We start from the raw sequence: 26765 nt of genomic DNA, 5'->3' as shown, positions 1-26765 counted from the left end.
AGCAGGTAACATTTCATGGTCAAGGCTCTGCGTATCGAGAGCGAAAACGTCACCCGCTTCGCCGAAATCGCCGAAGCGCCCCTGTTATTGGGCCAAGTCCGGGTGCGGGTGCGCCATGTCGGGCTGTGCGGCAGCGATTTCAACACCTTCAAGGGGCTCAATCCGCTCGTCCAATTGCCGCGCATTCCCGGCCACGAGATCGGAGGCGAAATCATTGAAGCCGGCGAGGGCGTTGCGGCTGCTTACTCAGCAGGCAGGCGCGTGATCGTCATGCCCTATACCAATTGCGGCGAGTGCAGCTCCTGCCGCAAGGGACGGCTCAATGCCTGCCGCTCCAACAGGACGCTTGGCGTGCAGCAGGATGGCGGGCTCGCCGAGGAGATCGTTCTGCCTGCCGAAAAGCTCATCATCAACGACACGCTGGAGCCGCGCCATCTGGCGCTGGTGGAGCCGCTTTCGGTCGGTTTTCACGCGGTCGCACGCGGTCGTGTCGAAGCGGGGGATACGGTTGCGGTGCTGGGCTGCGGCATGATCGGCATGGGCGTGCTGATCGGCGCGGTGGCGCGCGGCGCGAAGGTCGTCGCCATCGATCCGAGCGTTGAGAAGCGCGAACTCGCCTTGCGGTTCGGCGCCGCACATGCGCTGCCGAGCGGGGAAGACGTGGTTGAGAAGGTTCTGGAGCTGACTGGCGGCGATGGCGTGGACGTCGCCTTCGAGGCGGTCGGCCTACCGGTTACCTTCACCCAGGCCGTCGATCTCGCCTGCTTTGCCGGGCGCGTCGTCTATGTCGGCTATTCCAAAGCGCCGGTCACCTACCAGACGCAGTTCTTCAATCTTAAAGAACTCGACATCATGGGCTCGCGCAATGCGACATCAGCCGATTTCGAGGCGGTCATCCGGCATCTGGAGAAGCTGGGCCCCGAGGCGGACCGCCTGATCTCGAAAGTGTTCCCGTTTGCCGAGGCGGAGGAGGCACTGCCCTATTGGGACGCCAACCGCAACGACATCCTGAAGATCATCATCGAAAGGACCTGAAATCGACGCTTTGCCGTGGAGCCGGGAAGGAGGCTGCGGGGCAGGGCGAAGGAGAACCGGCCGTCAGGCCAGATAACAAGGGAGGAAAGACCCCATGAAGAAATTCGTCACCGGCATTGTTGCCGCGAGCATGCTCCTGGCTGGAAGCGTTGCGGCGCTTGCGGCCAATATGACCATCAAGGTCGCCTATGAAAACAATCCCGGCGAGCCCTTCGACGAGGTCATGCATTACTGGAAGGACAATCTCGCCAAGCGCAGCAATGGCGAGATCACGCTGGAGCTTTATCCCAGCTCCCAGCTCGGCTCCAAGAAGGACGTGACCGAGCAGGCCATGATGGGCCTCAATGTCGTCACCATCTCCGATGTCGGCTTCCTGGCGGAATACGATCCCGACATGGGCATTCTTTATGGTCCGTTCCTGACGGATGATCCCGCCAAGCTGCTCAAGGTCTATGACGGCCCCTGGTTCAAGCAGAAGACGGAAGAGCTGAAGGGCAAGGGCATCCATATCGTTATGCCCAACTATCTCTATGGCGTCCGTCAGGTCATCGCTAAAAAGCCGATCCGCACGCCCGACGATTTGAAGGGCATGAAGATCCGCGTGCCCAACAATATCATGCAGATCAAGTCGTTCGAGGCCATGGGCGCGACGCCGACGCCGATGCCTTTGGGCGAAACCTTCCCGGCACTGGCGCAAGGCGTCATCGACGGCGTGGAAAACCCGATTTCGGTGCTGTACGGCCAGAAATTCCAGGAAGAAGCGAAATATCTCAGCAAGATCGGCTATCTCACCAATGTCGCGCTCATCATCGGCGGCGAGGCGTTCTTCTCCACGCTTCCCGAAGAGCAGCTGAAGCTGATCCACGAGACGGCCTATGACGCCGGCCTCTACAGCCAGAAGCTGACGACCGAAAAAGACAATGAGATGATCGAGAAGATGAAGGCCGAAGGCGTGGAGGTCATCGACGTCGACCGCGCCGCCTTCAAGGCGCTCGCGGACAAGGTCTATACCCAGTTTCCGGACTGGACGCCGGGTCTCTATGAGAAAATTCAGGCTGAGCTGAAGTAATCCGCGCGCCATTACGCCGTGCTGCGGGAGGGCCCGCGGCACGGCCATTGCAAGCCGTGAGGCTTGAGGGAATTCTCATGAAATTTTTCGGTAAACTGATCGACTGGCTGGCCGCCATGCCGCTGTTTGCGCTGCTCGCGATGTTCAACGTCGCGGTGATCATGCGCTATTGGCTCAACCAGCCCCTGCAATGGACCGAGGAGATCGCCGGTCTCCTGATGATCTGGATCGTTATGCTCGGCGCCGTTTCCGCCGAGCGTACGAACCAGCATCTGGCGATTCCTATGCTGGTGGACCTGCTTCCCGGCAAGGCCCGTGCCATCCTGAACGGCGCCGTCTCCATCCTGACGAGCTTCTTTCTACTCTATGTCGCCTATGCCGGCTACAAGCTCGCCATCGCCGCCAAGATCAAGGTCACGAGCATCCTGCGCATCTCCTGGTACTGGATCGATATCGCGGTGCCCATCGGCTTTACCATCATAGCCTTCTATATGTTTGCGAGCGCCTGGAAGGACATTCGCGCCGCCTTTTCGGGAGACGCGAAATGAACCTGACCATCATCATTCTTTTGATGCTCGCCTTGTTCGCGCTGAACGCCCGGCTTTATGTCGGTATTCTCGCGGCGGTCTTCGTCTATTTCCTGTTCTTCAACCCGATGCCGGTTGCGATTGCCGTGCAGCGCTTCATCAGCCCGGCGCAGAACGTATCGCTGCTGGCCATTCCGTTCTTCATCATGCTGGGAACGGTCATGTCGCATACCGGCATCGCCGAGCGTATGATCCGGGTCGCGGATCTGCTCGTCGGGCGGCTGCGCGGAGGCATGGCGCTCACCAACATCATGGTTTCGACGCTGATGGGCGGCATCAGCGCCTCCAACCTCGCCGACAGCGCCATGCTGACGCGCATGATGGTGCCGGAGATGGAAAAGCGCGGCTATAACCGCGCATTCTCCTGCGCGGTCACCGCCGCGGGCTCGCTGATTACGCCGATTATTCCGCCCGGCATCGCCTTGATCATCTATGGCCTCATCGCCGACGTCTCCATCGGCAAGATGTTCATGGCCGGCATCCTGCCCGGCATTCTGGGCGCGGTCCTGCTCATGTTCGCGGCCTATGTCACCTCGGTCCGGCGCGGTTATAAGCCGAGCCGCGAGCACAAGCTTTCGGGCGGCGAAATCCGGGCCACGCTGGCCTCGGCATGGCCGGCACTGGTGCTGATCGTCGCGATTCTGGGCGGCATCCGGCTCAACATCTTCACGCCCACGGAAGCGGGCGCCGTCGCCGTGACGCTGGTGCTGATCATCGGCTTCTTCATCTATCGCGAAATGCGGGTGTCGCATGTGGTGGATTCGCTGGTCGAGACGACGAAATCTACCGCCTCGGTGATGCTGGTCATTATGGCATCGTCGGCGCTCGCCTGGGTGTTCTCGCTGGAGCAGGCGGGGCAGTCGCTGATGCAGATGATCTCGTCCTTCACGGACAACCCTTACGCCTTCCTCCTCGCGGTCAATGTCGTGCTGCTCATCCTCGGCATGCTGATCGAGGGAACGGCGCTGATGATCGTGCTCGTGCCGCTGCTGATGCCGACCGTGAAGGCGCTGGGGATCGATCCGATCCATTTCGGCATCGTCATCATCGTCAACCTCTCCATCGGCACGCTGACGCCCCCGGTCGGCACCGTGATGCTGATGGTCTGCAATCTCGCCAAGGTGCAGGTCAGCGACTTCACCAAACAGGCAGTCAGCATGTATCTGGCCCTGTTCGCCTTCCTGGCGCTCGTCACTTACGTGCCGTTCATCTCGACCTGGCTCGCGCAATAAACAGTGTGCCCGCCCGTGCCATCATGGCGGGGCGGGCATTCAACCTTGAAGAGCGTCGAGCTTTTGCCTGAGTTCGCGGACCAAAGCGGTGGAGGTGATTTTTATCTCCCGTGCGGAAAAGCCGAATGCGATGCTTCTCTCGTCGATGACTTCAGCGGTTTGCCGGCAGGAGGCATGGATTTCCGATGCGCCCGTTTCCCTGACGATCAGGACCGCGTTACCTGATGTCACGCCGCTTCCGGGCATGATGGAGATGCGGCCTTCCGCTTGGGCCCGCAAATTCTTGAGGACCGAAAGCCCTTCGATGGCCGTGTTCGCCTGGCCGGATGTCAAGATGCGCTCGAAGCCGAGTTCGATGGCTTCCTGAAGCGCCTTCTCGGGATCGGGCACCAGATCGAATACGCGATGCAATGTGGTGCCCAGCCCGCGGGCGTGGGCGATAAGCCGCCGCAACAGCCCCGTGTCGAGGCTGCTATCAGGCAGGGAGGCGCCGATGACGACACCCGCAAGGCCCGCTGCCCGCACCGCATCGATGTCCGCGAACATGGCCGCTTCTTCCGCGGTGGAAAAGCAGAAGCTGCCCGCGCGAGGGCGGATCATGGCATAGACGGGTATCGGCGCCTTGGCCGCGAGTGCGATCAGGCCGGGCGAGGGTGTCAGGCCGCCGACGTCGAGCGCCGAGCATAGCTCTATCCGGTCGGCTCCTCCTGATATGGCGGCTCGCAATCCTTCCGGGCTATCGACACACACTTCAAGCTTCACGCGCAAGACCGCCTCCCCAGAACTGCCGCACCGATGAGGCTGCCGTCGCTGGTGAACTTGCCCGGCACGACGAGCGGCTGGTCCACGCGCCGCAGGATGCGCCGCCGCACCGCCTTGTCGAGCTCAGCGATAAGCTGCGTTGCACTCGCAAACCCGCCGCCGATGGGAACGATGGAGGCGCCGGTGATGTTGACGACCGCCGCCAGCGGGTTGGCCACGAGCTGGAGATAGGCTGAAACCGTCCGGCCCGCGGGAATGTCACCCTCCTGCCATGCACTGAGAACGCCGTAGCTGTCTTTCTCTTCGGCGTTCAGGAACCGATGCAGACGCTCGATGCCGCGCGCGCCGCCGATGGTGTCGACGCAGCCATTCTGCCCGCAGCCGCACGCAAAGCGCGGGATCGATATCTGCTCTTCGCCCTCCAGTTCGACTGACGTGTTGAGGATCGGACCGTGACCCCACTCGCCGGAAAGGCCGCCCGCGCCGCTGATAAGCCTGCCTTCGGCCACCAGGCCCCCGCCGACACCCGTGCCGAGCACCGCGCAAAAGACGATGCGGTGACCGGCTCCCGCGCCTTCGCCTGCTTCGGCGAGCGCAAGGCAGTCGGCATCGTTGGCGGCGAAGACATGCCGCCTCAACTGCTCGCCGAGTTCCTGCTCCAGCCTGTGTCCCGTAATGCACGGAATATTGGCGGAGAACGCCTTTCCATCCTCGGGATCGACCAGCCCGGCAATGGAAATCGCCAGCGGCGCGCCGCTGCCGCGCGCGTGGCGTTTCATGAGGCGGCTCAAAGCATCCACCAATGCCGCCCAGTCTCCGGCGGGCGTCGGCAGCCGGTCGAGAAGCTCGAGGGAGCCGGGCCGGGCCGAATAGGCGAGCCGGATATAGGAGCCCCCGATATCGGCGGCGAAGACCGGCGCGGATGGTGTTTCAAGGTGTCGCATGCTTTATGTTCTCACGGTCAAGCGCTGCACCTTTAATCAGGCTGGCTTCCCGGGGCAATGGCGATTTCTTTGATGATATGGTGACCGGCATCCCCGGTTAATGTACATTCCGGCTGATTCCGATTCGATCCGTGGATTTCGTAGGCATTCGGAAGCTGTCGAGCGAACTGGAAATCCACTCAACTTCAGATAAGCTAATAATCAATGCCGTCAACCTGCCGGATTAACCGTTCTAAACTGCGATCCGGCATCGTCTTGACTTTGCCTCTTCTATTGGCGGCATGCGTTACGGTCGGTCCCGATTACCGGGAGCCTGTTGTGGTGACCCCGGCGGGCTGGAACAGCAAGGCCGATACGCGCGCGCCACGCCTCGGCGATTGGTGGAAAAACCTCAACGATCCGGTTCTCGACCGTCTGATCGCCGATGGCGTTGCCGGCAGTCCCGATGTCGCCACGGCGAAGGCGAAGGTGCGGGAGGCCCGCGCCAATCTCATTTCCACCGGAGGCGCGCTTTATCCCACGCTCGACGGCAGCGGAAGCTATATACGCTCCGGCAACGCTGGAGCGCCGGTCGCGAAACAGGCGAGCCTCGGTTTCCAGACGCAGTGGGAGCTCGATCTCTTCGGCGGCAATAAGCGCAGCGTCGAGGCGGCCTATTATCGTCTGGAGTCCCAGAACGAGCAATTGCGTGCGGCGCTTGTCACGCTGATCGGCGATATCGCGACCAATTATGCGCGATTGCGCGGAACGCAGGCAAGCATCGCGATTGCGCAGCGCAACGCCGCCTCGCAGAGGCAGACGGTGGCGCTGACACGCAACAAGCTGGACGCCGGGGATATCACGGCGGTCGATCTGTTGAATGCCGAGACGCAGGCCGCCTCCACCGAGGCGCAGATACCCGATCTGCGGATCAATTATGCGACCTATCTGAACCAGCTTTCCCTGCTGACGGGCCGTTCCTCCATCGCGCTTGCGGGTCTGCTCGACAAGAGCCGCCCGATCCCGGCTGTGCCGCGCAATGTTTCCGCTGGCGTGCCGGCCGATCTCCTGTTGAGCCGGCCGGATATCCGCGCGGCGGAACGCGATTACGCCAGCGCCACCGCCGCTATCGGGGAAAAGGAGGCCAAGCTCTATCCGGATTTGTCGCTTACCGGTGACATCAGCACCAGCGGCTCCCGCATCGGCGATCTGGTCAGGCTTTCGACGATCGGCTGGAAGTTCGGACCCAGCCTTAGCATTCCGATCTTCAAGGGCGGGCAGCTTAATGCCGATGTCGAGGCGGCCAGAGCCGCGCGGGACCAGTCCTTCATCGCCTATCGCCAGGCGATCCTGAAAGCGCTCAGCGAAGTGGAAAACGCCAGCGTGGCGCTCAACCAGAACCGCCTGCGCGTGGCGCAACTGCAAAAAATTGCCAGAAACTACCGGCAGATTAACGAGCTGACGCGCGATCAATACGAGGCTGGAGCCAAGAGTTTCGTCGACGTGCTGGAGGCGCAGCGCAATCTCCTCGGTGCCGAAACGGATTTGAACCAGGCGCGGACCGATATGGTCCTCAACTATATCGACCTGCAGAAAGCGCTGGGCGGCGGCTGGGACGGCGCGGTCGATGTCGAGACGCCCGAGGTCGTGGACGGCTATACCGGCCCGCGCTTTGTGCAGCCTTCCTCGCCCCGGCCTGCGAATGATGAGAGGCGCCTATGAAACCACGCTCGAAACGCCGTTTCCGCTGGCGCCTGTGGCTGGCTGTTCTCATCCCTTTGCTGCTCCTGGGCTATTGCGCCCTGCGCTCATACACAAAGGAACCGCCGCTGCCCGCGACGACTGAGATCAAGCGCGGAGACGTCGAAAGCTCGGTGCTTGCCACCGGCACCTTGCGGCCGAAGGTGCTGGTCGCCGTCGGCGCGCAGGTGACGGGCCGTATTCTTTCGCTGAAGGTGAAGCCGGGGCAGAAAGTAAAGGCCGGGGAGGTCATCGCCCTCATCGACTCGACCAATCTTCAAAACGAGTTGAACAAGGCCGAGGCCGAGTTGCGGCAGAATGAAGCCACCCGCGACCAGAACCTTGCGGATCTCGAACAGGCTGAGGATGATCTCGCCCGCAACCAGATGATGATCGGCAAGAACGCCGTCGCGCGCGCCGACTATGACAAGGCGGTCAGCGCGGTAAAGTCCAAGCAGGCACAGGTGGCTAACGCCGAAGCCGCGATCGAGGCGTCCAAGGTCGGCGTGCAGATCGCGCAGACCAATCTCGGCTATGCCCGCATCACCGCGCCGGTCGGCGGCACGGTGCTCGCCACCGCCGTACAGGAGGGCCAGACGGTCAGCGCCCAGCAGAGCGCGCCGATGATCGCCGTGCTCGGTCAGCTCGATACCATGACCGTGGAGGCCAATATATCCGAAGCGGACATCACGCAGGTTCGCGTCGGCATGCCGCTTTACTTCACCATATCCAGCCAGAACTCGAAGCGTTACGACGCGAAGCTGGAGCAGATCGAGCCGGCACCGGATTCGATCCTCAGCGACAAGAGCTTCACCCCATCGGCCCAGTCCGCCATGTCCTCCAGTTCGCCTACGGCATCGGCCATCTATTACAAGGGCATCTTCAGCGTGCCCAATCCGGACGGGCTGCTGCGCACCTATATGACGGCGGAGGTTCATATTATCCTGGCAAGCGCCAAGAATGCCCTGATCGCCCCGGTTTCTGCTTTGAAGCCGACCGACGACCCCAACAAGGCCATCGTCCGTATCGTAACCGATGGCAACAAGATCGAGGAACGGACGGTCAAGACGGGCATCACCGACAAGGTCAACACGCAGATCCTGTCGGGCCTGAAGGAAGGCGACAAGGTCGTGGTGGACAGCGGCGCTCCTGACACCGGCACCGGCCGTGCTGTGGTGTTTTGATATGGCGAAAAGGCCGCTGATCTCGCTCAAGGGCGTTTCCCGGCATTATCCCTCGGGCGATACGGTCACGACGGCCTTGAAGCATGTCGATCTGACCATCGAACGCGGCGAGATGGTGGCGATCATCGGCGCCTCCGGCTCCGGAAAATCCACGCTGATGAACATCCTCGGCTGTCTCGACCGGCCATCGGAAGGCGAATATCTGATATCGGGCCGCTCGACATCGGAGCTCGACCCCGATGAACTGGCGCGGCTGCGGCGCGAGCATTTCGGCTTCATTTTCCAGCGTTACCATCTGCTGAACGAATTGGATGCGCTGGGGAATGTTGAAATCCCCGCCATCTATTCGGGTCAGGGCAGGGAAGCACGGCGCGAAAGAGCGGAAGCCATTCTCGAGCGGCTCGGAATGGGCGACCGCACCCATCATAGGCCGAGTCAGCTATCGGGCGGCCAGCAGCAGCGCGTTTCCATCGCCCGCGCGCTCATCAATGACGCCGACGTCATTCTGGCGGATGAACCGACGGGCGCGCTCGACAGCCATAGCGGCGAAGAGGTGCTGGGCATCCTTCAGGAACTGAACCGCGAAGGCCACACGATCATCATCGTTACGCATGACCGGCAGGTTGCGGCAAGGGCGCAGCGCATCATCGAAATCCGCGACGGCGAGATCATCGCCGACACGCGGAAGGATGGTAGCGGGGGCGGGAAAGATGCGGAAAGCAATGCGCAAGGCCAAGCCGGAAGGCCGCGTTTCTTTTCGAATGTCCGGGACCGCTTCGCCGAAGCCTTCACCATGGCGCTGCGCTCGATGAACGCGCACCGATTGCGGACATTCTTGACCATGCTCGGCATCATCATCGGCATCGCATCGGTCATCAGCGTGGTGGCGCTCGGCCAGGGGACGCGCGCGAACATTCTCAAAAACATCAGCGAACTGGGCACCAATACGCTCTACATCAGCCCCGGCAAAGGCTTTGGCGACTTGAGAGCCGCGCAGATCACCACGCTCAACCTCAGCGACGCCACCGAGATCGCAAAGCTGCCCTATGTGCTGGCGGCGACGCCCTACAATGCCACGGCTTCGACCGTCCGGGTCGGGGACAAGGAAGTCAGCGTTTCGGTCAACGGCGTGGGCGCCGAATATTTCGCCACCCGCAACACCAAATTGCTGGAAGGCCGCTTCTTCGATCAGCGCAATGTCGAGGATATGTCGCAGGTGGCTGTCATCGACGATACGACCAGCAAAACCCTTTTCCCCAATGCGGCGGGACCGGTCATCGGCAAGATCATCCTTTTGAAGAATGCGCCTGTCCGGATCATCGGCATCGCCAAGGCCGAGGACCGCGGCCCGGGGTCGGGCCAGCGGCTGGAAGTCTATCTGCCTTACACGACCGTGCAGACCCGCATGACCGGCTCGCAATCCCTGCAGATGATCATGGTGCGCATTGCCGACACGATGAACCCGTCGATAGCCGAAACGATGATCACGGACTTCCTGACGAAAAGGCACGGCGAAAAGGATTTCTCGATCTTCAACACCGGCACGCTGCAAAAGACCGTTCAGGCGACGACGGCGATGCTTGCCCTTCTCATATCGAGCATTGCCGCCATATCGCTGTTCGTGGGCGGCATCGGCGTGATGAACATCATGCTCGTGGCGGTGTCGGAGCGGATCAACGAAATCGGCGTGCGCATGGCCGTGGGCGCGCGGCAGAGCGACATCCTGCAGCAGTTCCTGATCGAAGCCGTGCTGGTCTGCCTCGTCGGCGGCGTTCTCGGCATTCTCATCGCCCTCGGACTGGGTGAGCTTTTCACGCAGTTCGTGCCGGACTTCCACCTGATCTATTCGCCCGCCTCCATCGTCATCGCGATTCTCTGCTCTAGCCTCATCGGCATCGGCTTCGGCTTCGTTCCCGCGCGCAATGCCTCGAAGCTCGATCCCGTCGCTGCGCTGGCGCGGGATTGAGCTAGAGTCTGTCAGGGATAATCGGAAGCGGTTTTCCCAGCCGTCATTCTCGGGCTTGTCCCGAGAATCTGCGACGTCCTGGTTTGCCTGAACGGTAATTGTTTTGATTTTCTTATGGCAGATTCTCGGGACAAGCCAGAGAATGTCGACCGGACGGCGGACGAGGCGTTATCCTGCCGTGTTTCAGTGAATTCCTGACAGACTCTAAACCTTTGCGGGCTCCGCGACCGGCGGGACCGTCAATACGCAAATCGTCCCCATTCCGAGCCCAAGCCGCGGATTGTCTTTCGACCGCCGGGCGTTAAGGTCGAAGCTTTCATGAGAACGGCGTGATCTTCTCGGGGTCACGCTTCAGGGGAACGAAAGAATGAAATCATCAGCCAAGCTCGCACTGACCGCCGCCCTTATCGCGGCAATGCCGGCAATTGCCCACGCCCATACCGGCGTCGGGCCGGCCGGCGGCCTCGTCCATGGCTTCATGCATCCCATTGGCGGGCTCGACCATCTGCTGGCGATGATCGCGGTGGGCGCCTTTGCCTTTATCCTTGGAGGACGGGCGCTTTGGCTGGTGCCGGGGAGCTTCGTCCTGATGATGGCCTTGGGCGGAATATCGGGAATGAACGGCATCGCTGTGCCCTTCGTTGAAACCGGCATTGCCGCTTCGCTGGTCGTCCTGGGCCTTGCCGTGGCGCTGCGCTGGAGGGCTCCCGTTGCGATGGCGATGGCCGTCGTCAGCCTCTTCGCCGTCTTCCATGGTCATGCGCATGGCACGGAAATGCCGCTCGACAATTCAGGCCTCGCCTATGCGCTGGGCTTCATGGCCGCGACGGCGCTGCTTCATGCCATCGGCATCGGGCTTGGAGCTGCGGTTGGGCGTGTCTCCATTCCGGCAATGCGGCTCGGCGGCGGCGTGGTCGCGCTCATCGGCGTGGCGATGCTGAGCGGCTCGCTTTGAGCGTGGAAGCGTTGGCGGGACAGAGGGGGCGCCTCGCGATTCCGTTGCTCGTATCAAACCGCACTCAACACATGCGTTGCCTTCACCGCGGCGGAAGCCCGGTTCTCCACGCCGAGCTTCACATAGATCTGTTCGAGGTGCTTGGTCACGGTGCGGGCGCTGAGGCCGAGGATCTCGCCGATGTCCCGGTTGGCCTTGCCCTTGGCGATCCAGAGGAGCACTTCGGATTCGCGCTGGGTCAGGGAAAAATGCTGGCGTAGAATCTCGTCGTCGCTGAGCCGGTTCTCGGCTGTCAGGCGGAAAAGATATTCATCCGCGCCGATGGCTCCGAGATAGGAGAGGTGGAGGCCCGACTGTCCGCTCTGCCGGATAGTGAAGCTGCTGTCCTTGCCGCCGCGCTGGTCGCGCATCCAGAGGCCGATTTGCGCGGCCACCGCCCCCATGCCGTCCTCCGTACCCGTCGCGGCATTGACAAGGCGGGTCGCCTGCGGGGTCGACCAGCGCACGCGGCCATCGCCATGGACGGCGAGAAGGTGACGCCCGGCCGCATCAAGCGCCACCCGCGCGCTTTGGGCGGAGCGGGCATTGGACAGATGCACGCGGATGCGGGCGCGCAATTCGTCGATATTGATCGGCTTGGTCAAATAATCGACGCCGCCCGCGTCGAGCGCCCGCACCACATGCTCCGTTTCGGTCAAGCCGGTCATGAAGACGACCGGGATCTGGCTCGCCGCCGGGGTTGCTTTCAGCCTCCGGCACGTCTCAAACCCGTCCATGCCAGGCATGACGGCATCGAGCAAGATGATGTCGGGCGTGATCCGTTCGACAATGGCGAGCGCCGATGCGCCCGATGTGGCGATCAGCACCGAAAAGCCGGATTGCTCCAGCGCTTCGGTCAGAAAGCCGAGCGCCTCGGGGGAATCATCCACCAGAAGAACGATGTCGCGCGGGGTGGAAAGGTCAGTCATGGCCGATGGGTCCTTTCAGATAGGCGTCGTATCCGGCGAGATCGAAAGCCTCGACATAGCCCCGCAGGGCGTCGGCGAAGGGCTGATAGCGGGGCTCTCGCGCAATCTCGCCAAGCTTCGCCTCGATTCCCCTGATATAACCGATCTCGCCGAGCCGGATGAGCTCGGCCACATGGGCGGGATCAGGCCGGACGATCCGGCCGCCCGGCGCGGGGATTAAAACTTCGCCCTCGTCATCCTCGAACCGCCATTGCAATTTCAAATGCAGCGCCAGCTTGTCATAGAGTTCGCGCAGGCCGAACGGCTTGGCGAGCGTGTCGTCATGGCCGCTCTCGGCGCGGCGTGTCGAGCCGTCGCCGATATTGGCGGAGAGCATGATGACGGGCGCCGTCTGCCCGGCTTGCCGCAGCCGCTCCACCAGTTCCCAGCCATTCATGCCGGGCATGGAGATATCGACCAGAAACAGGTCCGGGCTGAGGGTGTCCACGAGCGCCAGGCACTCCACCCCGCCGCCCGCCATTCGCACGTCGAAACCCAGCGGCGTCAGCGTCTCCAGCATCAGGCGGCGGTGATCCTCATTGTCATCGACCACCAGGATCGTCCGGCGCGGCCCTTCATAGCCGCAGACGCGGCGGGCGGGCTTGAGCAGCGCTTGCGGACGCTCGACCGCCGACAGCATCAGCCGGACGCGGAAGGTCGTGCCCTCGTTTTTGACGCTGGTGACGGCGATTTCGCCGCCCAGCGTCTGGGTGAGCAGCCGCGTGATCGTCAGGCCCAGTCCGAGACCGGGCATGCCACCCAGATGCTCCGCCTCGCCGCGCTGGAAGGGGTCGAATATCCGCGGCAAATCCTTCTCCGCGATGCCCCGGCCGGTATCGGCGACCGTAAAGGTGGCGACCTGGCTGCGATAGGCGACATCGAGGCGGATATGGCCGCTGGCGGTGAATTTCAGCGCGTTGGAGATGAGATTGACGAGGATCTGCCGCAGCCGTTTCTCGTCCGTGCGCACATAGAGGGGCAGCGAGGGCGCGCGGCTGTATTCGAAGGCGAGGCCCTTCGCCACCGCTTGCGAGCGGAACATATCGACGATCTGGTCGAGGAAATCGTAGATGTTGATCTCGTTGGAATAGACCTGCAGCTTGCCCGCCTCGATTTTCGAGATGTCGAGCAGCCCGTCGATGAGGCCGGAGAGATGTTCGGCATTGCGGCGGATCGCCTTGATCGCCGGCTGGCGCGGGGCGGGAATGCTCTCGTCCCGTTCCAGCAATTGCGCATAGCCGAGCACAGCGTTGAGCGGCGTGCGCAACTCATGGCTGAGGCCCACAACATAGCGGCTCTTGGCGCGGTTCGCCGCCTCAGCCTTCTCCTTGGCTTCCTGCAAGGCCGCGTCGGTCTTCTTGTGCGCGGCGATTTCCTTCAGGAGCAGCGTGTTCTGGCGTGAGGATTCCTCTTCCGCCACGACGCGGCTGTCATGAGCCAGCACATAGAACCAGCAGGCGACGCAGGCAATGACGGCGAAGACGAAGAAGACGATGGCCACCGTGCGCTCCACCACCGCGGCCGTCTCCGGCGAGGCGGTGCCGGCCTGATGGGCGATCATGGCAAGGATGATGCCGATGGCAGCGATCGAAAGCGCCGCCGAGATGGCATAGCGGCCAAGCCGCGTCACGAGCTTTTCTATGATCGGCTGGGGGAGCACGGAGCGGGCGACGAAACCGGCCTGCGCGTGGAAGCGCGCCTTGGGCTTGCACATATCGTGGCAGCGGCTGTCGAGCGAGCAGCAAAGCGAGCAGATCGGCGCGGCATAGGCGGGGCACCAGGCCATGTCCTCCGGCTCGAACGGATGCTCGCAGATCGAGCAGGTGATGGTGTTGTGGAGGCGCCAGTTCCGCCGCGGCTTGCGGGCAAGGTAATATTTGCCGTTCGTTATCCAGGCGATGAAGGGCGAGGCGACGAAGGCCGCGATTGCGGCGATATAGGGGGCGAGCGAGGCGGCGGCCTCTCCGAAAGCGCCGAAATGCGCGGTGAGGGCGATGCCCGCCGAAAACAGCATTGCGCCGAGGCCGACGGGGTTGATATCGTAGAGATGGGCGCGCTTGAATTCAATGCCAGGAGGTGACAGGCCGAGCGCTTTGTTGATGAAGAGATCCGCCGAGATGGTGCAAAGCCACGCCATGGCGATGATGGCGAAAATTCCCAGCGTTCCCTCCAGCAGGCGGTAAATGCCGAGCTCCATCAGGAGAAGCGCGATGGCGACATTGAATACCAGCCAGATCACCCGGCCCGGATGGCTGTGGGTTAAGCGGGAGAAGAAGTTCGACCAGGCGAGCGATCCGGCATAGGCGTTCATCACATTGATCTTCAGCTGTGACACCACCACGAAGGCGACCATCAGCATGAGCGCGGCCGTCTGCGAGGGAAGCATGTAGCCGAAGGCAGTGAAATACATCTGCGCGGGATCGGCGGCGCGGGTGGCGGGAACGCCTGCACCCAGCGCCAGCACGACGAGGAAGGAGCCCGCGATCAGCTTCGGCGCGCCGACGACGACCCAGCCGGCCCCGGCGAGAAAGACGGCAATGCGATGCCGCAGCTTGCGCTGTCCGTTTGCCGGGAGGAAGCGCAGAAAGTCCACCTGCTCGCCGATCTGCGCTGTCAGGGCGAAGATAACGGCGGAGGCCGCGCCGAACGCGACGAGATGAAACGGGGCGATGGTGCCCGCGGGGGCTGGGGCATGGCCGACCCCGGCAAAGGCCAGCCATTCGCTGAAACTGCCGGGGGCGGCATAGGCGATGAAGGCGAAGGGCAGGATGTTGAGGACGATCCAGAAGGGCTGGGTGAGAAGCTGGAATTTAGAGATGAGCCGCACACCATAGGTGACGAGCGGGATCACAGCCACTGAGCTGACGATATAGCCGATCCAGAGCGGCAGCCCGAAGGCCAACTCCAGCGCCCCGGACATGATCGAGGCTTCAATGGCGAAGAGGATGAAAGTGAAGCTCGCATAGATGAGCGAGGTGATGGTCGAGCCAATATAGCCGAAGCTGGCGCCGCGTGTAAGAAGATCGATATCGACGCCGTGGCGGATCGCGTAGCGGCTGATCGGCAGGCCGATGAGCAGGATCATGAGGCTCGCGGCGGCGATGGCGGCGATGGCGTTGGTCGTGCCATAGGACATAGTGATCGCGCCGCCGATGGCTTCCAGCGCCAGAAAGGAAATTGCGCCGATGGCCGTCTGCGAAATGCGCTGCGAGGAAAAACGCCGCGCGCTCTTCGCGGTAAAGCGAAGCGCGTAATCCTCGAGCGTCTGGTCGGCGACCCAGCGATTATACTCGCGCCGGACCGGAATGATGCGTTGGCGGGCGGCCATGGTTCCCCTTGTTGCGGCTGTTACGCCGATGCATGAATTGTTAGCACGCATGCTTATCGCATAAAAACAGAGCAAATGCTCCCTTTGCACCGGCGACTTACGCAATATGACGTATGTGCAGCGCGGCCCCCTCGGACCATAGTGCACCCAAGCAAAACACAAGAGGGGTCAAACCGATGATGAAATCACGCCTTGCGGGCGCGTTCCTTGCCGCCGTCCTGTCGTCCACCGCCCTGCAAGGGGCATTCGCGGCTGACGACACGATCAAGGTCGGCATCCTGCATTCGCTTTCCGGCACCATGGCGATATCCGAGACGACGCTGAAGGACGCCATGCTGATGCTCATCGAGGAGCAGAACAAGAAGGGCGGGCTGCTCGGCAAGAAGCTGGAAGCCGTGGTGGTAGACCCCGCTTCCGATTGGCCGCTGTTCGCCGAAAAGGCGCGTGAGCTGATCGCGGTCAACAAGGTTTCGGCGGTGTTCGGCTGCTGGACGTCCGTTTCGCGCAAATCCGTGCTGCCGGTGTTCGAGGAGCTGAACTCGATCCTGTTCTACCCGGTCCAGTATGAGGGCGAGGAAAGCCAGCGCAACGTCTTCTACACCGGCGCGGCTCCCAACCAGCAGGCGATCCCCGCCGTCGATTACCTTATGGAAAACGAGGGCGTCGAGCGCTGGGTGCTCGCCGGCACCGATTATGTCTATCCGCGCACGACCAACAAGATTCTCGAAGCCTATTTGAAGTCCAAGGGTGTCGCGCCCGAGGATATCATGATCAACTACACGCCCTTCGGTCATTCCGACTGGCAGACGATCGTCTCCGATATCAAGAAATTCGGCTCGGCGGGCAAGAAGACGGCGGTGGTTTCCACCATCAATGGCGACGCCAACGTGCCCTTCTACAAGGAACTCGCCAATCAGGGCGTCAAGGCAGAGGATATTCCGGTAGTGGCCTTCTCGGTCGGTGAGGAGGAACTGGCCGGTCTCGACACCGCCCCGCTGGTCGGCCATCTCGCCGCGTGGAACTATTTCCAGTCCGTCGATACGCCTGCTAACGCCCAGTTCATCAAGGAATGGCACGCCTACACCAAGAACGACAAGCGCGTGACCAACGACCCGATGGAGGCGCATTATATCGGCTTCAACATGTGGCTGAAAGCCGTCGAAAAGGCCGGATCGACCGATCCGGACAAGGTGATCGACGCGATGATCGGCGTTTCGGTGCCGAACCTGACGGGCGGCTATTCCACGATGATGCCGAACCACCACATCACCAAGCCGGTGCTGATCGGCGAAATCCAGACCGATGGCCAGTTCGAGACGGTGTGGAAGACGCCCGGCCTGGTCCTCGGCGACGAGTGGTCCGATTATCTGCCTGACTCCAAGGACCTGATCTCCGATTGGCGCGCCCCCATGTCCTGCGGCAATTTCAACGTCGCCACCGGCAAGTGCGGCGGCAAGGGTTCGTAAGCTGATGGATAGGCGGCTGGAGCAGTTGGTGATGAAGTGGAGGCGTTGGCGCGGTGACACCCCCCTCTGCCCTACCGGGCATCTCCCCCACAAGGGGGGAGATTGGCCGTCAGTCCCGCTTTCGCCAACCGTCAACGCCGCAGGATTGAAAGCCGTCACCGATGAAGGCCGATCTCCCCCCTTGTGGGGGAGATGCCCGGCAGGGCAGAGGGGGGTATTGCTGACGCAGAGGGTTCTCCAATGGCTGCTGTTTGCCATCTGCCTCGCAATTACGCCTGTGCATGCCGCCGACCTCCGCCCCATGATCAACGCCCTCGGCGAGGGCAATTTCTCGGAAAATCGCAAGCAGATCGAGGAACTCGCCAGGACCGGCGACCTGACGCTCGTGCCGATGCTGGAAGCGCTGGCTGGGGGCGATCTTTATCAGCGCAAGGCTGACAAGCAGGTGTTCATCGCCAAACCGGAACAAGGTTCCGATTTTATATTGATCGACCCTGTCACCGGCGCGGAAGCAGGAAAGGAAGGCAAGGCGGGGCTGGAGAAGATCAAGATCAACAACAGCCTGCGCCGGGCCGTGCGTGATGCCATCGGCGCACTGACGCTGATGAGTCCTGACGAGGCGGTGCGGCTGCAGGCGGCCCGGACCATCCTTGCCGCGCCCTCGGAAGACTCGCTCGAACTCGTCGAACAGGCGCTGGCGCGAGAAAAGAGCGCGACGGTGAAGCCGGTGCTGGAACAGGCGCGCGCGGCCTCGCTGCTGCTTTCCAATCGTGCCGTCGACGAAAAAAGACAAGCCGTCGCCGCGATCCGCGCCTTGGGCGGGCAGGATGCGGTGAAAATCCTCTCCTCCGCTCTCGGTTCCGCCGATGCCAGCCTCAAGCCTGATATCGAGGCGGCCATCGCCTCGTTCGAGCAAAGCCGGCAGCTCTGGGCCATGGGGCAGAATGTCTGGTACGGCCTGTCGCTGGGCTCCGTGCTGCTGCTCGCGGCCATCGGCCTTGCCATTACTTTCGGCGTCATGGGCATCATCAACATGGCTCATGGCGAGATGGTGATGCTGGGCGCCTACACCACTTTCGTGGTGCAGGAGGTGGTGCGCTCGTCCTTTCCGGCGCTGTTCGACTGGTCGCTCGCCATCGCGCTGCCGCTCGCCTTCCTCGTCACCGGCCTTGTCGGGCTGGCGATCGAGCGCGGCGTCATCCGATTCCTCTATGGCCGTCCGCTGGAGACGCTGCTCGCCACCTGGGGCATTTCGCTGATCCTCCAGCAGGGGGTGCGCACCATTTTCGGCCCGACCAACCGCGAAGTCGGCAATCCCTCATGGATGTCCGGCGCGTTCGAACTCGGCGGTCTCACCATCACCTGGAACCGGCTCTGGATCGTCGTCTTCGCGCTTGTCGTCTTCGCCGCGCTGCTCTTTCTCTTGAAGCGCACGCCGATGGGCCTCCAAATGCGAGCGGTGACGCAGAACCGCCCCATGGCCGCCTCCATGGGTATCCGCACGCCCTGGGTCGATGCGCTCACCTTCGCGCTCGGCTCCGGCATTGCCGGCATCGCCGGGGTGGCGCTCTCGCAGATCGACAATGTCTCGCCCAATCTCGGCCAAGGCTACATCATCGACAGCTTCATGGTGGTGGTCTTCGGCGGCGTCGGCAATCTCTGGGGCACGCTGGTCGGCGCTTTCACGCTCGGCATCCTCAACAAATTCCTGGAGCCCTATGCCGGGGCGGTGCTGGGGAAGATCCTCGTGCTCGTCCTCATCATCCTTTTCATCCAGAAGCGTCCGCGCGGGCTCTTCGCACTCAAGGGAAGGGCGGTGGAAGCATGATCACCTCGTTTCTGATGAAGTCCTTCGACCGCACCATCGTTGCCGCCTTCGTGCTTCTTCTGGCGGTGGCGGCGCTGGTTCCGGCGCTCAATCTTTTGACCGGCCCGGACCATCCGCTGCATGTGCCGACTTACCTCGTCTCGCTGTTCGGCAAATATCTGACCTATGCGCTGCTGGCGCTGGCACTCGATCTCGTCTGGGGCTTCTGCGGCATTCTCTCCCTCGGCCATGCCGCCTTTTTCGCGCTCGGTGGCTATGCGATGGGCATGTATCTGATGCGGCAGATCGGCCCGCGCGGCTCCTATGGCGACCCGATCCTCCCGGATTTTATGGTGTTCCTCAACTGGAAGGAGCTGCCCTGGTTCTGGCACGGCTTCGACATGTTCTGGTTCGCCACGCTGATGGTGGTGGTTGTGCCGGGGCTGCTCGCCTTCGTCTTCGGATGGTTCGCCTTCCGCTCGAGAGTCAACGGCGTCTATCTCTCGATCATCACGCAGGCGATGACCTATGCGCTGCTGCTCGCCTTCTTCCGCAATGATATGGGCTTCGGCGGCAATAACGGCCTGACGGACTTCAAGGATATCCTCGGCTTCAACATTCAGGCGGACGGTACCCGCGCCGCCCTGTTTGCGGCCTCGGCGGTGGCGCTGGCGGTCGCGCTGGCCGTGACCTCAGGCATCGTCCGCTCGAAATATGGCAAGATCCTCGTCAGCGTGCGTGACGCCGAAAGCCGGGCCCGCTTCCTGGGCTACCGGGTGGAGCACTTCAAGCTCTTCGCCTTCACCGTCTCGGCTGTCATGGCGGGGGTAGCCGGGGCGCTCTACGTGCCGCAGGTCGGCATCATCAATCCGGGCGAGTTCGCCCCCGGCAATTCCATCGAGGTCGTCATTTGGACGGCGGTGGGCGGGCGCGGCACGCTCATCGGGCCCATTGTCGGCGCCATCCTTGTGAATGGCGGGAAGAGCATCTTCACCGCCGCCTTCCCGGAATTCTGGCTGTTCGCGCTGGGCGGCCTGTTCGTTGCCGTCACGCTGTTCCTGCCGAAGGGCATCGTCGGCACATTGCAAGGCTGGCTGACGAACCGCAAGACGATCCGCAAGGCGGCGGATGCGGAAGCCGGAACGCCGGCGGCGGTCAACCCGGTCGCGGCGGAGTGAGCCAGCCATGAGCGAAAAACCCAAAAGCGTCCTTTATCTCGATGGCGTTTCCGTCTCCTTTGACGGGTTCAAGGCGTTGAATGCCCTGTCCTTCATCGTCGAGCCGGGGGAGTTGCGCGCCGTCATCGGCCCCAACGGCGCGGGCAAGACGACCATGATGGACATCATCACCGGCAAGACCCGGCCCGATGAGGGCGAGGTGTTCTTCAAGGGCGATATCGATCTGACGAAGAAGGACGAGGCGGAGATCGCCCGGCTCGGCATCGGACGCAAGTTCCAGAAGCCGACCGTGTTCGAGAGCCACACCGTCTGGGATAATCTCGAACTGGCGCTCAACCGCCGCCGCGGCGTCTTCGCCACGCTGTTCTACCGCCTGACGCGGGAGGACGAGGCGCGCATCGAGGAGATCCTCTCGACGGTGCGGCTTGCCCATCGCCGCGACGACCTCGCTGCAAACTTGAGCCACGGGCAGAAGCAATGGCTGGAGATCGGCATGCTCTTGGCGCAGGAGCCGGAATTGCTTCTGGTGGACGAACCCGTCGCCGGGATGACCGATGCGGAAACAGCGGAAACGGCGGTGCTCCTAAAGGAAATCGCCAGGACGCGCTCGGTCGTCGTGGTCGAGCACGATATGGGCTTCATCCGGGAGCTGGGCGTCAAGGTGACATGCCTTGCCGAAGGCTCGGTGCTGGCGGAAGGCTCCATCGATTTCGTCAGTTCGGACCGCAAGGTCATCGAGCATTATCTGGGAAGGTGAGGCCATGCTGACCGTCGAACGGGCCAATCTGCATTATGGCGCGGCGCAGGCGCTGCGCGGCGTTTCGCTTCACGCTGACATGGGCAAGATCACCTGTGTGCTCGGGCGCAACGGGGTGGGAAAGTCAAGCCTTCTGCGGGCCATCACCGGCCAGCATCCCCTTTCCTCCGGTTCGGTTAGCTTCAAAGGAGTGCCGCTCGACGGCATGGCCCCCTATAGCCGTGCCCGTCAGGGCATCGGCTATGTGCCGCAGGGGCGCGAAATCTTCTCCCTGCTGACGGTGCGTGAAAATCTGGAGACGGGCTTTGCGCCGCTGAAACCGGCGGAGCGTTCTATCCCTGAGGATATATTCAAGCTGTTTCCGGTGCTGCAATCCATGCTTTCCCGGCGCGGCGGCGACTTATCGGGGGGCCAGCAGCAGCAGCTTGCGATCGGGCGGGCCTTGGTCACGCGGCCTCAAATCCTTGTTCTGGACGAGCCGACCGAGGGCATCCAGCCTTCGATCATCAAGGATATCGGCCGCGCCATCCGCTATTTGCGCGACTCATCCGGTATGGCGATCCTGCTGGTGGAGCAATATCTTGACTTCTGCCGCGAGCTTGCCGACCATGTCTATATCATGGACCGCGGCGAGATCGTGCATGAAGGGCCCGCGGAAACGCTGGATACGCCGGAAGCGCGAAGGCATCTGACGGTATGACGATCCACGTTCTTCCCGTGTCGCTGCCCTCAAGACGAGCGAGCCTTTTGACGACATCTTCCATGCAACGGGCGCGCGGCTCCGGCCGGATGAGCACCAAGCGGCGGGGCGAGGCAACCCGGCTCGACACGCTGCATCAGGAGGGCTGCGCCAAGATACGCCTGCCGGAGACCTTTGACGGATCGATGGAGGCGGTGCTCATCAACACCGCAGGCGGCCTCACCGGCGGCGACGCGCTCGACTGGCGGTTCACGGTAGGGGAGGGGACGGCGTTGACGCTGACCACCCAGGCCTGCGAAAAGGTCTATAAAGCGAGCGCCGGGACCGCGTCTGTGGAGACGCATATCACCGCCGGTGCCGGGTGCCGTGTGGACTGGCTGCCGCAGGAGACGATCCTCTTCGACAATGCCTCGCTCACCCGCCGGCTGGAGGTCGATCTTGCCGATGACGCAGAGTTCGTCGCCGTTGAAGCCGTGCTGCTCGGGCGAAAGGCCATGGGCGAGACCATGCGCGCGGGCCTCTTCCGCGACCGCTGGCGCATTCGCCGCGCCGGGCATCTGGTTCATGCCGAGGAGACGCGATTGTCGGGCGATATTGCCGATCTCTCCCAGCGCGAGGCTGTCCTTTCGGGCGGACGCGCCTTTGCGACGATCCTCTATTGCGGACCGAGCGCCGAGGCGCTCATCGGGCCTGTGAGGGCCATGCTCGATGGCGCGCCGGCAGGCGCCAGCCATTGGCAGGATAAGCTCGTCGCCCGCCTCGCTGCGCCCGATGGCTTTGCCTTGCGCAAAATTCTCATCCCGGTCATTTCGCACTTGCGCCAAGGCGCGAGCCTGCCGAAGGTCTGGACGCTGTAACAGGACGGGAACGCATGAACTTAACCCCCCGCGAAAAAGACAAGCTTCTCATATCGATGGCGGCCATGGTGGCGCGGCGGCGGCTGGAGCGCGGCGTCAAGCTCAACCATCCGGAAGCGGTGGCGCTGATCACCGATTTCGTGGTGGAAGGCGCCCGCGACGGCCGCCCCGTCGCCGAGCTGATGGAAGCCGGCGCGCATGTCATCACTCGCGAGCAGGTGATGGAAGGGGTGGCCGAGATGATCCACGACATCCAGGTCGAGGCGACGTTTCCCGACGGGACGAAGCTCGTGACCGTGCATGAGCCGATTAGGTGAACCATGATTCCCGGTGAAATCATTCCCGCCAATGGCGAGATCGAACTGAATAGCGGCCTGCCGGTCGTGACGCTTGACGTCGCCAATACCGGCGACCGGCCGGTGCAGGTGGGCAGCCATTATCATTTCTACGAAACCAATCCCGCCCTGTCCTTCGAGCGGGAACGCGCGCGGGGTATGCGGCTGGATATCCCAAGCGGAACGGCGATCCGTTTCGAGCCGGGCCAGACCCGGACGATCAGGCTCATTCCGTTCCGTGGCAGGCGGGAGATTTACGGTTTCCGCCAGGCGATTATGGGGAGGCTCTGATATGCCGTTCAATATGTCCCGCGCCGCCTATGCCAGCATGTTCGGCCCGACCGTGGGCGACAGGGTGCGGCTGGCCGATACTGAGCTCTTCGCCGAGGTGGAGAAGGACTTCACCGTCTATGGCGAGGAGGTGAAGTTCGGAGGCGGCAAAGTGATCCGCGACGGAATGGGGCAATCCCAGGCAAAACGGGCGGATGGAGCCGTCGATACGGTCATAACCAACGCGCTGATCGTCGATTATTCCGGCATCTACAAGGCGGATGTTGGGCTAAAAGATGGCCGTATCCATGCCATCGGCAAGGCGGGCAACCCGGATACCCAGCCCGATGTCACCATCATCGTCGGCCCCTCGACGGAAGCGATTGCCGGGGAGGGCAAGATTTTGACCGCCGGTGGCATGGACGCGCATATCCATTTCATCTGCCCGCAGCAGATTGAGGAGGCGCTGATGAGCGGCATCACCTGCATGCTCGGCGGCGGCTCCGGCCCGGCGCATGGCACCCTCGCCACCACCTGCACCGGGGCCTGGCATATCGAGCGGATGATCGAAAGCTTCGATGCCTTCTCGATGAACCTCGCGCTGGCGGGCAAGGGCAATGCCTCGCTGCCCGGGCCGCTGGAGGAAATGGTTCTCGCGGGTGCTTCCTCGCTGAAATTGCACGAGGATTGGGGCACGACCCCCGCCGCTATCGACAATTGCCTTGCGGTGGCCGACGATTACGACGTGCAGGTGATGATCCACACCGACACGCTCAACGAGAGCGGCTTCGTCGAGGATACGGTCGCTGCCATCAAGGGCCGCACCATCCACGCCTTCCATACGGAAGGGGCAGGCGGCGGGCATGCGCCTGACATTATCAAAGTGTGCGGCCTGCCGAACGTCATTCCATCCTCCACCAACCCGACGCGGCCCTATACAATCAATACCATAGCCGAACATCTTGATATGCTGATGGTCTGCCATCATCTGTCGCCGTCGATCCCCGAGGATATCGCCTTCGCCGAAAGCCGTATCCGCAAGGAGACCATCGCGGCGGAGGACATACTGCACGATATCGGCGCGTTCTCGATCATCTCATCCGACAGCCAGGCCATGGGGCGGGTGGGTGAAGTGGCGATCCGCACCTGGCAGACGGCGGACAAGATGAAGCGCCAGCGCGGCCGCTTGAGGGAAGAGACCGGCGACAACGACAATTTCCGCATACGCCGCTACATCGCCAAATACACGATCAACCCGGCCATCGCGCACGGGGTGAGCCATGAGATCGGCTCGGTGGAAGTCGGCAAGCGCGCCGATCTGGTGCTGTGGAATCCGGCCTTCTTCGGTGTAAAGCCCGAGATGGTGCTGCTCGGCGGCTCCATCGCGGCGGCGCCGATGGGCGACCCCAACGCTTCGATCCCGACGCCGCAGCCCATGCATTACCGCCCGATGTTTGCCGCCTATGGCAAGCTCAGAACCAATTCCTCGGTGACCTTTGTCAGCCAGGCCGCGCTTGACGCCGGCCTCGCCCAGCGCCTCGGCGTGTCGAAGAAGCTGGTGGCGGTTAAAAATGTGCGCGGCGGGATTTCCAAGGCCTCGATGGTGCATAACAGCCTGACACCGCATATCGAGGTGGATCCGGAGACCTATGAAGTGCGCGCCGATGGCGAACTTCTGACCTGCGAGCCTGCTACGGTTCTGCCGATGGCGCAGCGGTATTTTTTGTTTTGAGTGTTTTGAGGGTTGGCGCGAGGCACCCCCCTCTGTCCGCCAACCTTTACAAGAAGAGAAGCCATGCCCTACCGTTCCACCGAAATCCTCAAATCCGATGCGCCGCGCACCGATCCCATCGATGTGATCGTGCTGCGCCATGACCAGCGCCATATCCGCCGCAAGCTCCTGCATATGACCAATGACGATGTCGTCATGCTGGACCTGATGGAGCCGGTGCAGCTGAAGCATGGTGACCGGCTGCTGCTCGACAATGGGGCGACGGTGGAGATCGCGGCGGCGGATGAGCCGCTTCTGGAGGTGCGCGCGCGGGACCGGCTGCATCTGACGGAGCTTGCCTGGCATCTCGGCAACCGGCACCTGCTGGCGCAGATCGAGGCAGAGCGCATTCTCGTGCTGCGCGATCATGTGATCGCCAGGATGCTGCAGGGCCTGGGCGCGACCGTGACCGAGGTGACCGAGCCGTTCCACCCCGTTCACGGCGCCTATCATGGCAGCGGCGGTCATGGGCACCATCACCACCATCATGGCTGATACCACGGCGCTGCTGCGGCTGGCGGCGTGGCTGTCGCCGGCCTTTCCCGTCGGCGCGTTCTCCTATTCCGGCGGGCTGGAGCAGGCGGTGCATGATGGGCAGGTGCACGACCGGGAGAGCTTGCAGAATTGGCTCGAAACGATCCTTGCGCATGGCGCGCAGTGGAACGACGCGGTGCTGCTTGCCGCCGCCTACCGCGCCTTCGATGATGAGCAGCGGTTTGCCGAGATTGCCGAACTGGCCGAGGCGCTTGCCGGCTCCGCTGAGCGTCACCGCGAGACGATGCTGCAGGGCGAAGCTTTCCTCGCCGCAGCGGCATCGTGGCCGCATCCGCTGGTTGGCCGTTTTAGCCCCCGGATGGCCTATCCGGTCGCCGTCGGCGCAGTGGCTGGCGCGCATGACACCGGGCTGGAGCCGACGCTGGCGCTCTACCTGCACGCGGCGGTCTCGAACCTCGTATCGGCGGCAATCCGTTGCGGCGTATTGGGCCAGCGCGACGGCGTGGCGGTGCTGGCTGCCATCGAGCCTCATATCGGAGACACGGCCGCGCGCGCGGCAACAAGCACGCTCGATGATCTGGGCTCGGCGGCGATTCTTTCCGACATCGCCAGCCTGAAACATGAAACCCTTGGCGTCAGGCTGTTTCGCTCATGACGGGCGCCGCATTTATCCGGAGGATTTGAGCCATGACATCCAATAACGGTCCCCTGCGCGTCGGCATCGGCGGCCCGGTCGGCTCGGGCAAGACGGCGCTGACGGAGAAGCTGTGCAAGGCGATGCGCGAGCGCTATTCGGTCGCTGTCGTCACCAACGACATCTACACCAAGGAGGATGCGGAGGCGCTGGTGCGCATGCAGGCGCTGCCCTCGGACCGCATTGTCGGCGTGGAGACGGGCGGCTGCCCGCACACCGCCATCCGCGAGGACGCCTCGATCAACCTGCAGGCCATTGCCGATCTCGTCAGGCGTATTCCCGATCTCGACATCGTCTTCATCGAGTCCGGCGGCGACAATCTCGCGGCAACCTTCTCGCCTGACCTTGCCGACCTGACGATCTATGTCATCTCGGTGTGCCAGGGCGAGGAAATCCCGCGCAAGGGCGGCCCCGGCATTACCCGCTCCGATCTGCTCATCATCAACAAGAAGGACCTCGCGCCCTTCGTCGGTGCCGACCTCGATGTTATGAAGCGCGATGCCGCCCGGATGCGGTCCGGCCAGCCCTTCGTCTTCACCGACATGAAACGCGGCGAGGGCATTGACCGCATCGTCGCGTTCCTTGAGCTTGAGGGCGGGCTGGCGTGAGGCCATGACCGTCCTGAAAACCGTACCGTCGCAGATCCT

At 62.7% G+C, this 26765-nt stretch carries 24 protein-coding genes; 20 read left to right on the top strand and 4 right to left on the bottom strand.

What is annotated here, in order from left to right; genetic code table 11:
- Positions 1-15: 15 nt before the first annotated feature.
- From ACOWVG_RS14975 to ACOWVG_RS14960, 4 genes are all read left to right on the top strand, one after another.
- Complete coding sequence (locus ACOWVG_RS14975) at positions 16-1035, top strand: zinc-binding alcohol dehydrogenase family protein (protein WP_420963049.1); 1020 nt, start codon at positions 16-18, stop codon at positions 1033-1035.
- 94 nt (positions 1036-1129) lie between these two features.
- Entirely contained in the window at positions 1130-2104 is a 975-nt protein-coding gene (locus tag ACOWVG_RS14970; protein ID WP_420963048.1) for a C4-dicarboxylate TRAP transporter substrate-binding protein, read from the top strand.
- 77 nt (positions 2105-2181) lie between these two features.
- On the top strand, positions 2182-2652 hold the full coding sequence (locus ACOWVG_RS14965) for a TRAP transporter small permease (protein WP_420963047.1): 471 nt from the start codon (positions 2182-2184) through the stop codon (positions 2650-2652).
- Complete coding sequence (locus tag ACOWVG_RS14960) at positions 2649-3923, top strand: TRAP transporter large permease (protein ID WP_420963046.1); 1275 nt, start codon at positions 2649-2651, stop codon at positions 3921-3923. The genes ACOWVG_RS14965 and ACOWVG_RS14960 overlap by 4 nt, the downstream gene beginning before the upstream one ends.
- Positions 3924-3962: 39 nt before the next feature.
- Here ACOWVG_RS14960 and ACOWVG_RS14955 read toward each other — a convergent pair whose 3' ends face one another.
- Positions 3963-4691: a copper homeostasis protein CutC gene (locus ACOWVG_RS14955; protein ID WP_420963044.1), complete on the bottom strand. Its 729-nt coding sequence runs from the start codon at positions 4689-4691 to the stop codon at positions 3963-3965.
- Positions 4682-5629, bottom strand: a complete 948-nt coding sequence (locus tag ACOWVG_RS14950) for an ROK family protein (protein WP_420963043.1) — start codon at positions 5627-5629, stop codon at positions 4682-4684. The genes ACOWVG_RS14955 and ACOWVG_RS14950 overlap by 10 nt, the downstream gene beginning before the upstream one ends.
- Positions 5630-5884: 255 nt before the next feature.
- Here ACOWVG_RS14950 and ACOWVG_RS14945 point away from each other — a divergent pair, with 255 nt between their 5' ends.
- The 4 genes from ACOWVG_RS14945 to ACOWVG_RS14930 all read left to right on the top strand — a co-directional run bounded on the left by ACOWVG_RS14945 (position 5885) and on the right by ACOWVG_RS14930 (position 11453).
- Complete coding sequence (locus ACOWVG_RS14945; protein ID WP_420963042.1) at positions 5885-7330, top strand: efflux transporter outer membrane subunit; 1446 nt, start codon at positions 5885-5887, stop codon at positions 7328-7330.
- The gene (locus tag ACOWVG_RS14940) at positions 7327-8532 is read left to right on the top strand and encodes an efflux RND transporter periplasmic adaptor subunit (protein ID WP_420963041.1); all 1206 of its coding nucleotides are present in this window, start codon (positions 7327-7329) and stop codon (positions 8530-8532) included. Before ACOWVG_RS14945 ends, ACOWVG_RS14940 begins: the two co-directional genes overlap by 4 nt.
- Position 8533: 1 nt before the next feature.
- Entirely contained in the window at positions 8534-10498 is a 1965-nt protein-coding gene (locus ACOWVG_RS14935; protein ID WP_420963040.1) for a MacB family efflux pump subunit, read from the top strand.
- A 367-nt stretch (positions 10499-10865) separates the two neighbouring features.
- Positions 10866-11453, top strand: a complete 588-nt coding sequence (locus tag ACOWVG_RS14930) for a HupE/UreJ family protein (RefSeq protein ID WP_420963039.1) — start codon at positions 10866-10868, stop codon at positions 11451-11453.
- A gap of 53 nt (positions 11454-11506) precedes the next feature.
- On the opposite strand, the gene ACOWVG_RS14925 is transcribed toward ACOWVG_RS14930, so the two are convergent.
- Together ACOWVG_RS14925 and ACOWVG_RS14920 are read right to left on the bottom strand one after the other, a co-directional pair.
- Positions 11507-12421 (bottom strand): response regulator, encoded by a 915-nt coding sequence (locus tag ACOWVG_RS14925; protein WP_420963038.1) that lies wholly within the window; start codon positions 12419-12421, stop codon positions 11507-11509.
- Positions 12414-15788 (bottom strand): ATP-binding protein, encoded by a 3375-nt coding sequence (locus ACOWVG_RS14920; RefSeq protein ID WP_420963037.1) that lies wholly within the window; start codon positions 15786-15788, stop codon positions 12414-12416. The genes ACOWVG_RS14925 and ACOWVG_RS14920 overlap by 8 nt, the downstream gene beginning before the upstream one ends.
- A 176-nt stretch (positions 15789-15964) precedes the next feature.
- Between ACOWVG_RS14920 and urtA the strand changes: the two genes are divergently transcribed.
- The 12 genes from urtA (at position 15965) to ureG (ending at position 26726) form a co-directional block, all read left to right on the top strand.
- Positions 15965-17254 (top strand): urea ABC transporter substrate-binding protein, encoded by a 1290-nt coding sequence (gene urtA, locus ACOWVG_RS14915; protein WP_420963036.1) that lies wholly within the window; start codon positions 15965-15967, stop codon positions 17252-17254.
- A gap of 244 nt (positions 17255-17498) precedes the next feature.
- Positions 17499-19082 carry an urea ABC transporter permease subunit UrtB gene (gene urtB, locus ACOWVG_RS14910; protein ID WP_420963109.1) on the top strand — a complete coding sequence of 528 codons (1584 nt, stop codon included), beginning with the start codon at positions 17499-17501 and terminating at the stop codon, positions 19080-19082.
- Positions 19079-20239, top strand: a complete 1161-nt coding sequence (gene urtC, locus ACOWVG_RS14905; protein WP_420963035.1) for an urea ABC transporter permease subunit UrtC — start codon at positions 19079-19081, stop codon at positions 20237-20239. Before urtB ends, urtC begins: the two co-directional genes overlap by 4 nt.
- Positions 20240-20246: 7 nt before the next feature.
- Positions 20247-20996, top strand: a complete 750-nt coding sequence (gene urtD / locus ACOWVG_RS14900) for an urea ABC transporter ATP-binding protein UrtD (RefSeq protein WP_420963034.1) — start codon at positions 20247-20249, stop codon at positions 20994-20996.
- A gap of 4 nt (positions 20997-21000) precedes the next feature.
- The gene (gene urtE / locus ACOWVG_RS14895) at positions 21001-21696 is read left to right on the top strand and encodes an urea ABC transporter ATP-binding subunit UrtE (RefSeq protein WP_420963033.1); all 696 of its coding nucleotides are present in this window, start codon (positions 21001-21003) and stop codon (positions 21694-21696) included.
- A gap of 62 nt (positions 21697-21758) precedes the next feature.
- Positions 21759-22553, top strand: coding sequence for an urease accessory protein UreD (locus tag ACOWVG_RS14890; RefSeq protein WP_420963108.1), 795 nt, complete (start codon positions 21759-21761; stop codon positions 22551-22553).
- A 14-nt stretch (positions 22554-22567) separates the two neighbouring features.
- Positions 22568-22870 carry an urease subunit gamma gene (locus tag ACOWVG_RS14885; protein WP_420963032.1) on the top strand — a complete coding sequence of 101 codons (303 nt, stop codon included), beginning with the start codon at positions 22568-22570 and terminating at the stop codon, positions 22868-22870.
- Between the two features lie 3 nt (positions 22871-22873).
- A complete protein-coding gene (locus tag ACOWVG_RS14880) occupies positions 22874-23179 on the top strand; it encodes an urease subunit beta (RefSeq protein WP_420963031.1) in 306 nt (101 codons plus the stop codon).
- 1 nt (position 23180) lies between these two features.
- The gene (ureC, locus tag ACOWVG_RS14875; RefSeq protein ID WP_420963030.1) at positions 23181-24890 is read left to right on the top strand and encodes an urease subunit alpha; all 1710 of its coding nucleotides are present in this window, start codon (positions 23181-23183) and stop codon (positions 24888-24890) included.
- A 63-nt stretch (positions 24891-24953) separates the two neighbouring features.
- Complete coding sequence (gene ureE, locus ACOWVG_RS14870; protein WP_420963029.1) at positions 24954-25424, top strand: urease accessory protein UreE; 471 nt, start codon at positions 24954-24956, stop codon at positions 25422-25424.
- Positions 25381-26079, top strand: a complete 699-nt coding sequence (locus tag ACOWVG_RS14865; protein WP_420963028.1) for an urease accessory protein UreF — start codon at positions 25381-25383, stop codon at positions 26077-26079. Before ureE ends, ACOWVG_RS14865 begins: the two co-directional genes overlap by 44 nt.
- Positions 26080-26111: 32 nt before the next feature.
- Entirely contained in the window at positions 26112-26726 is a 615-nt protein-coding gene (ureG, locus tag ACOWVG_RS14860) for an urease accessory protein UreG (protein ID WP_420963027.1), read from the top strand.
- Positions 26727-26765 lie beyond the last annotated feature (39 nt).

The sequence above is a fragment of the Brucella sp. IR073 genome (genome assembly GCF_049065735.1).
Classification (GTDB): domain Bacteria; phylum Pseudomonadota; class Alphaproteobacteria; order Rhizobiales; family Rhizobiaceae; genus Paramesorhizobium.
Note: the sequence above shows the minus strand (reverse complement) of the source record. Positions and strands in the feature narration are given on the sequence as shown.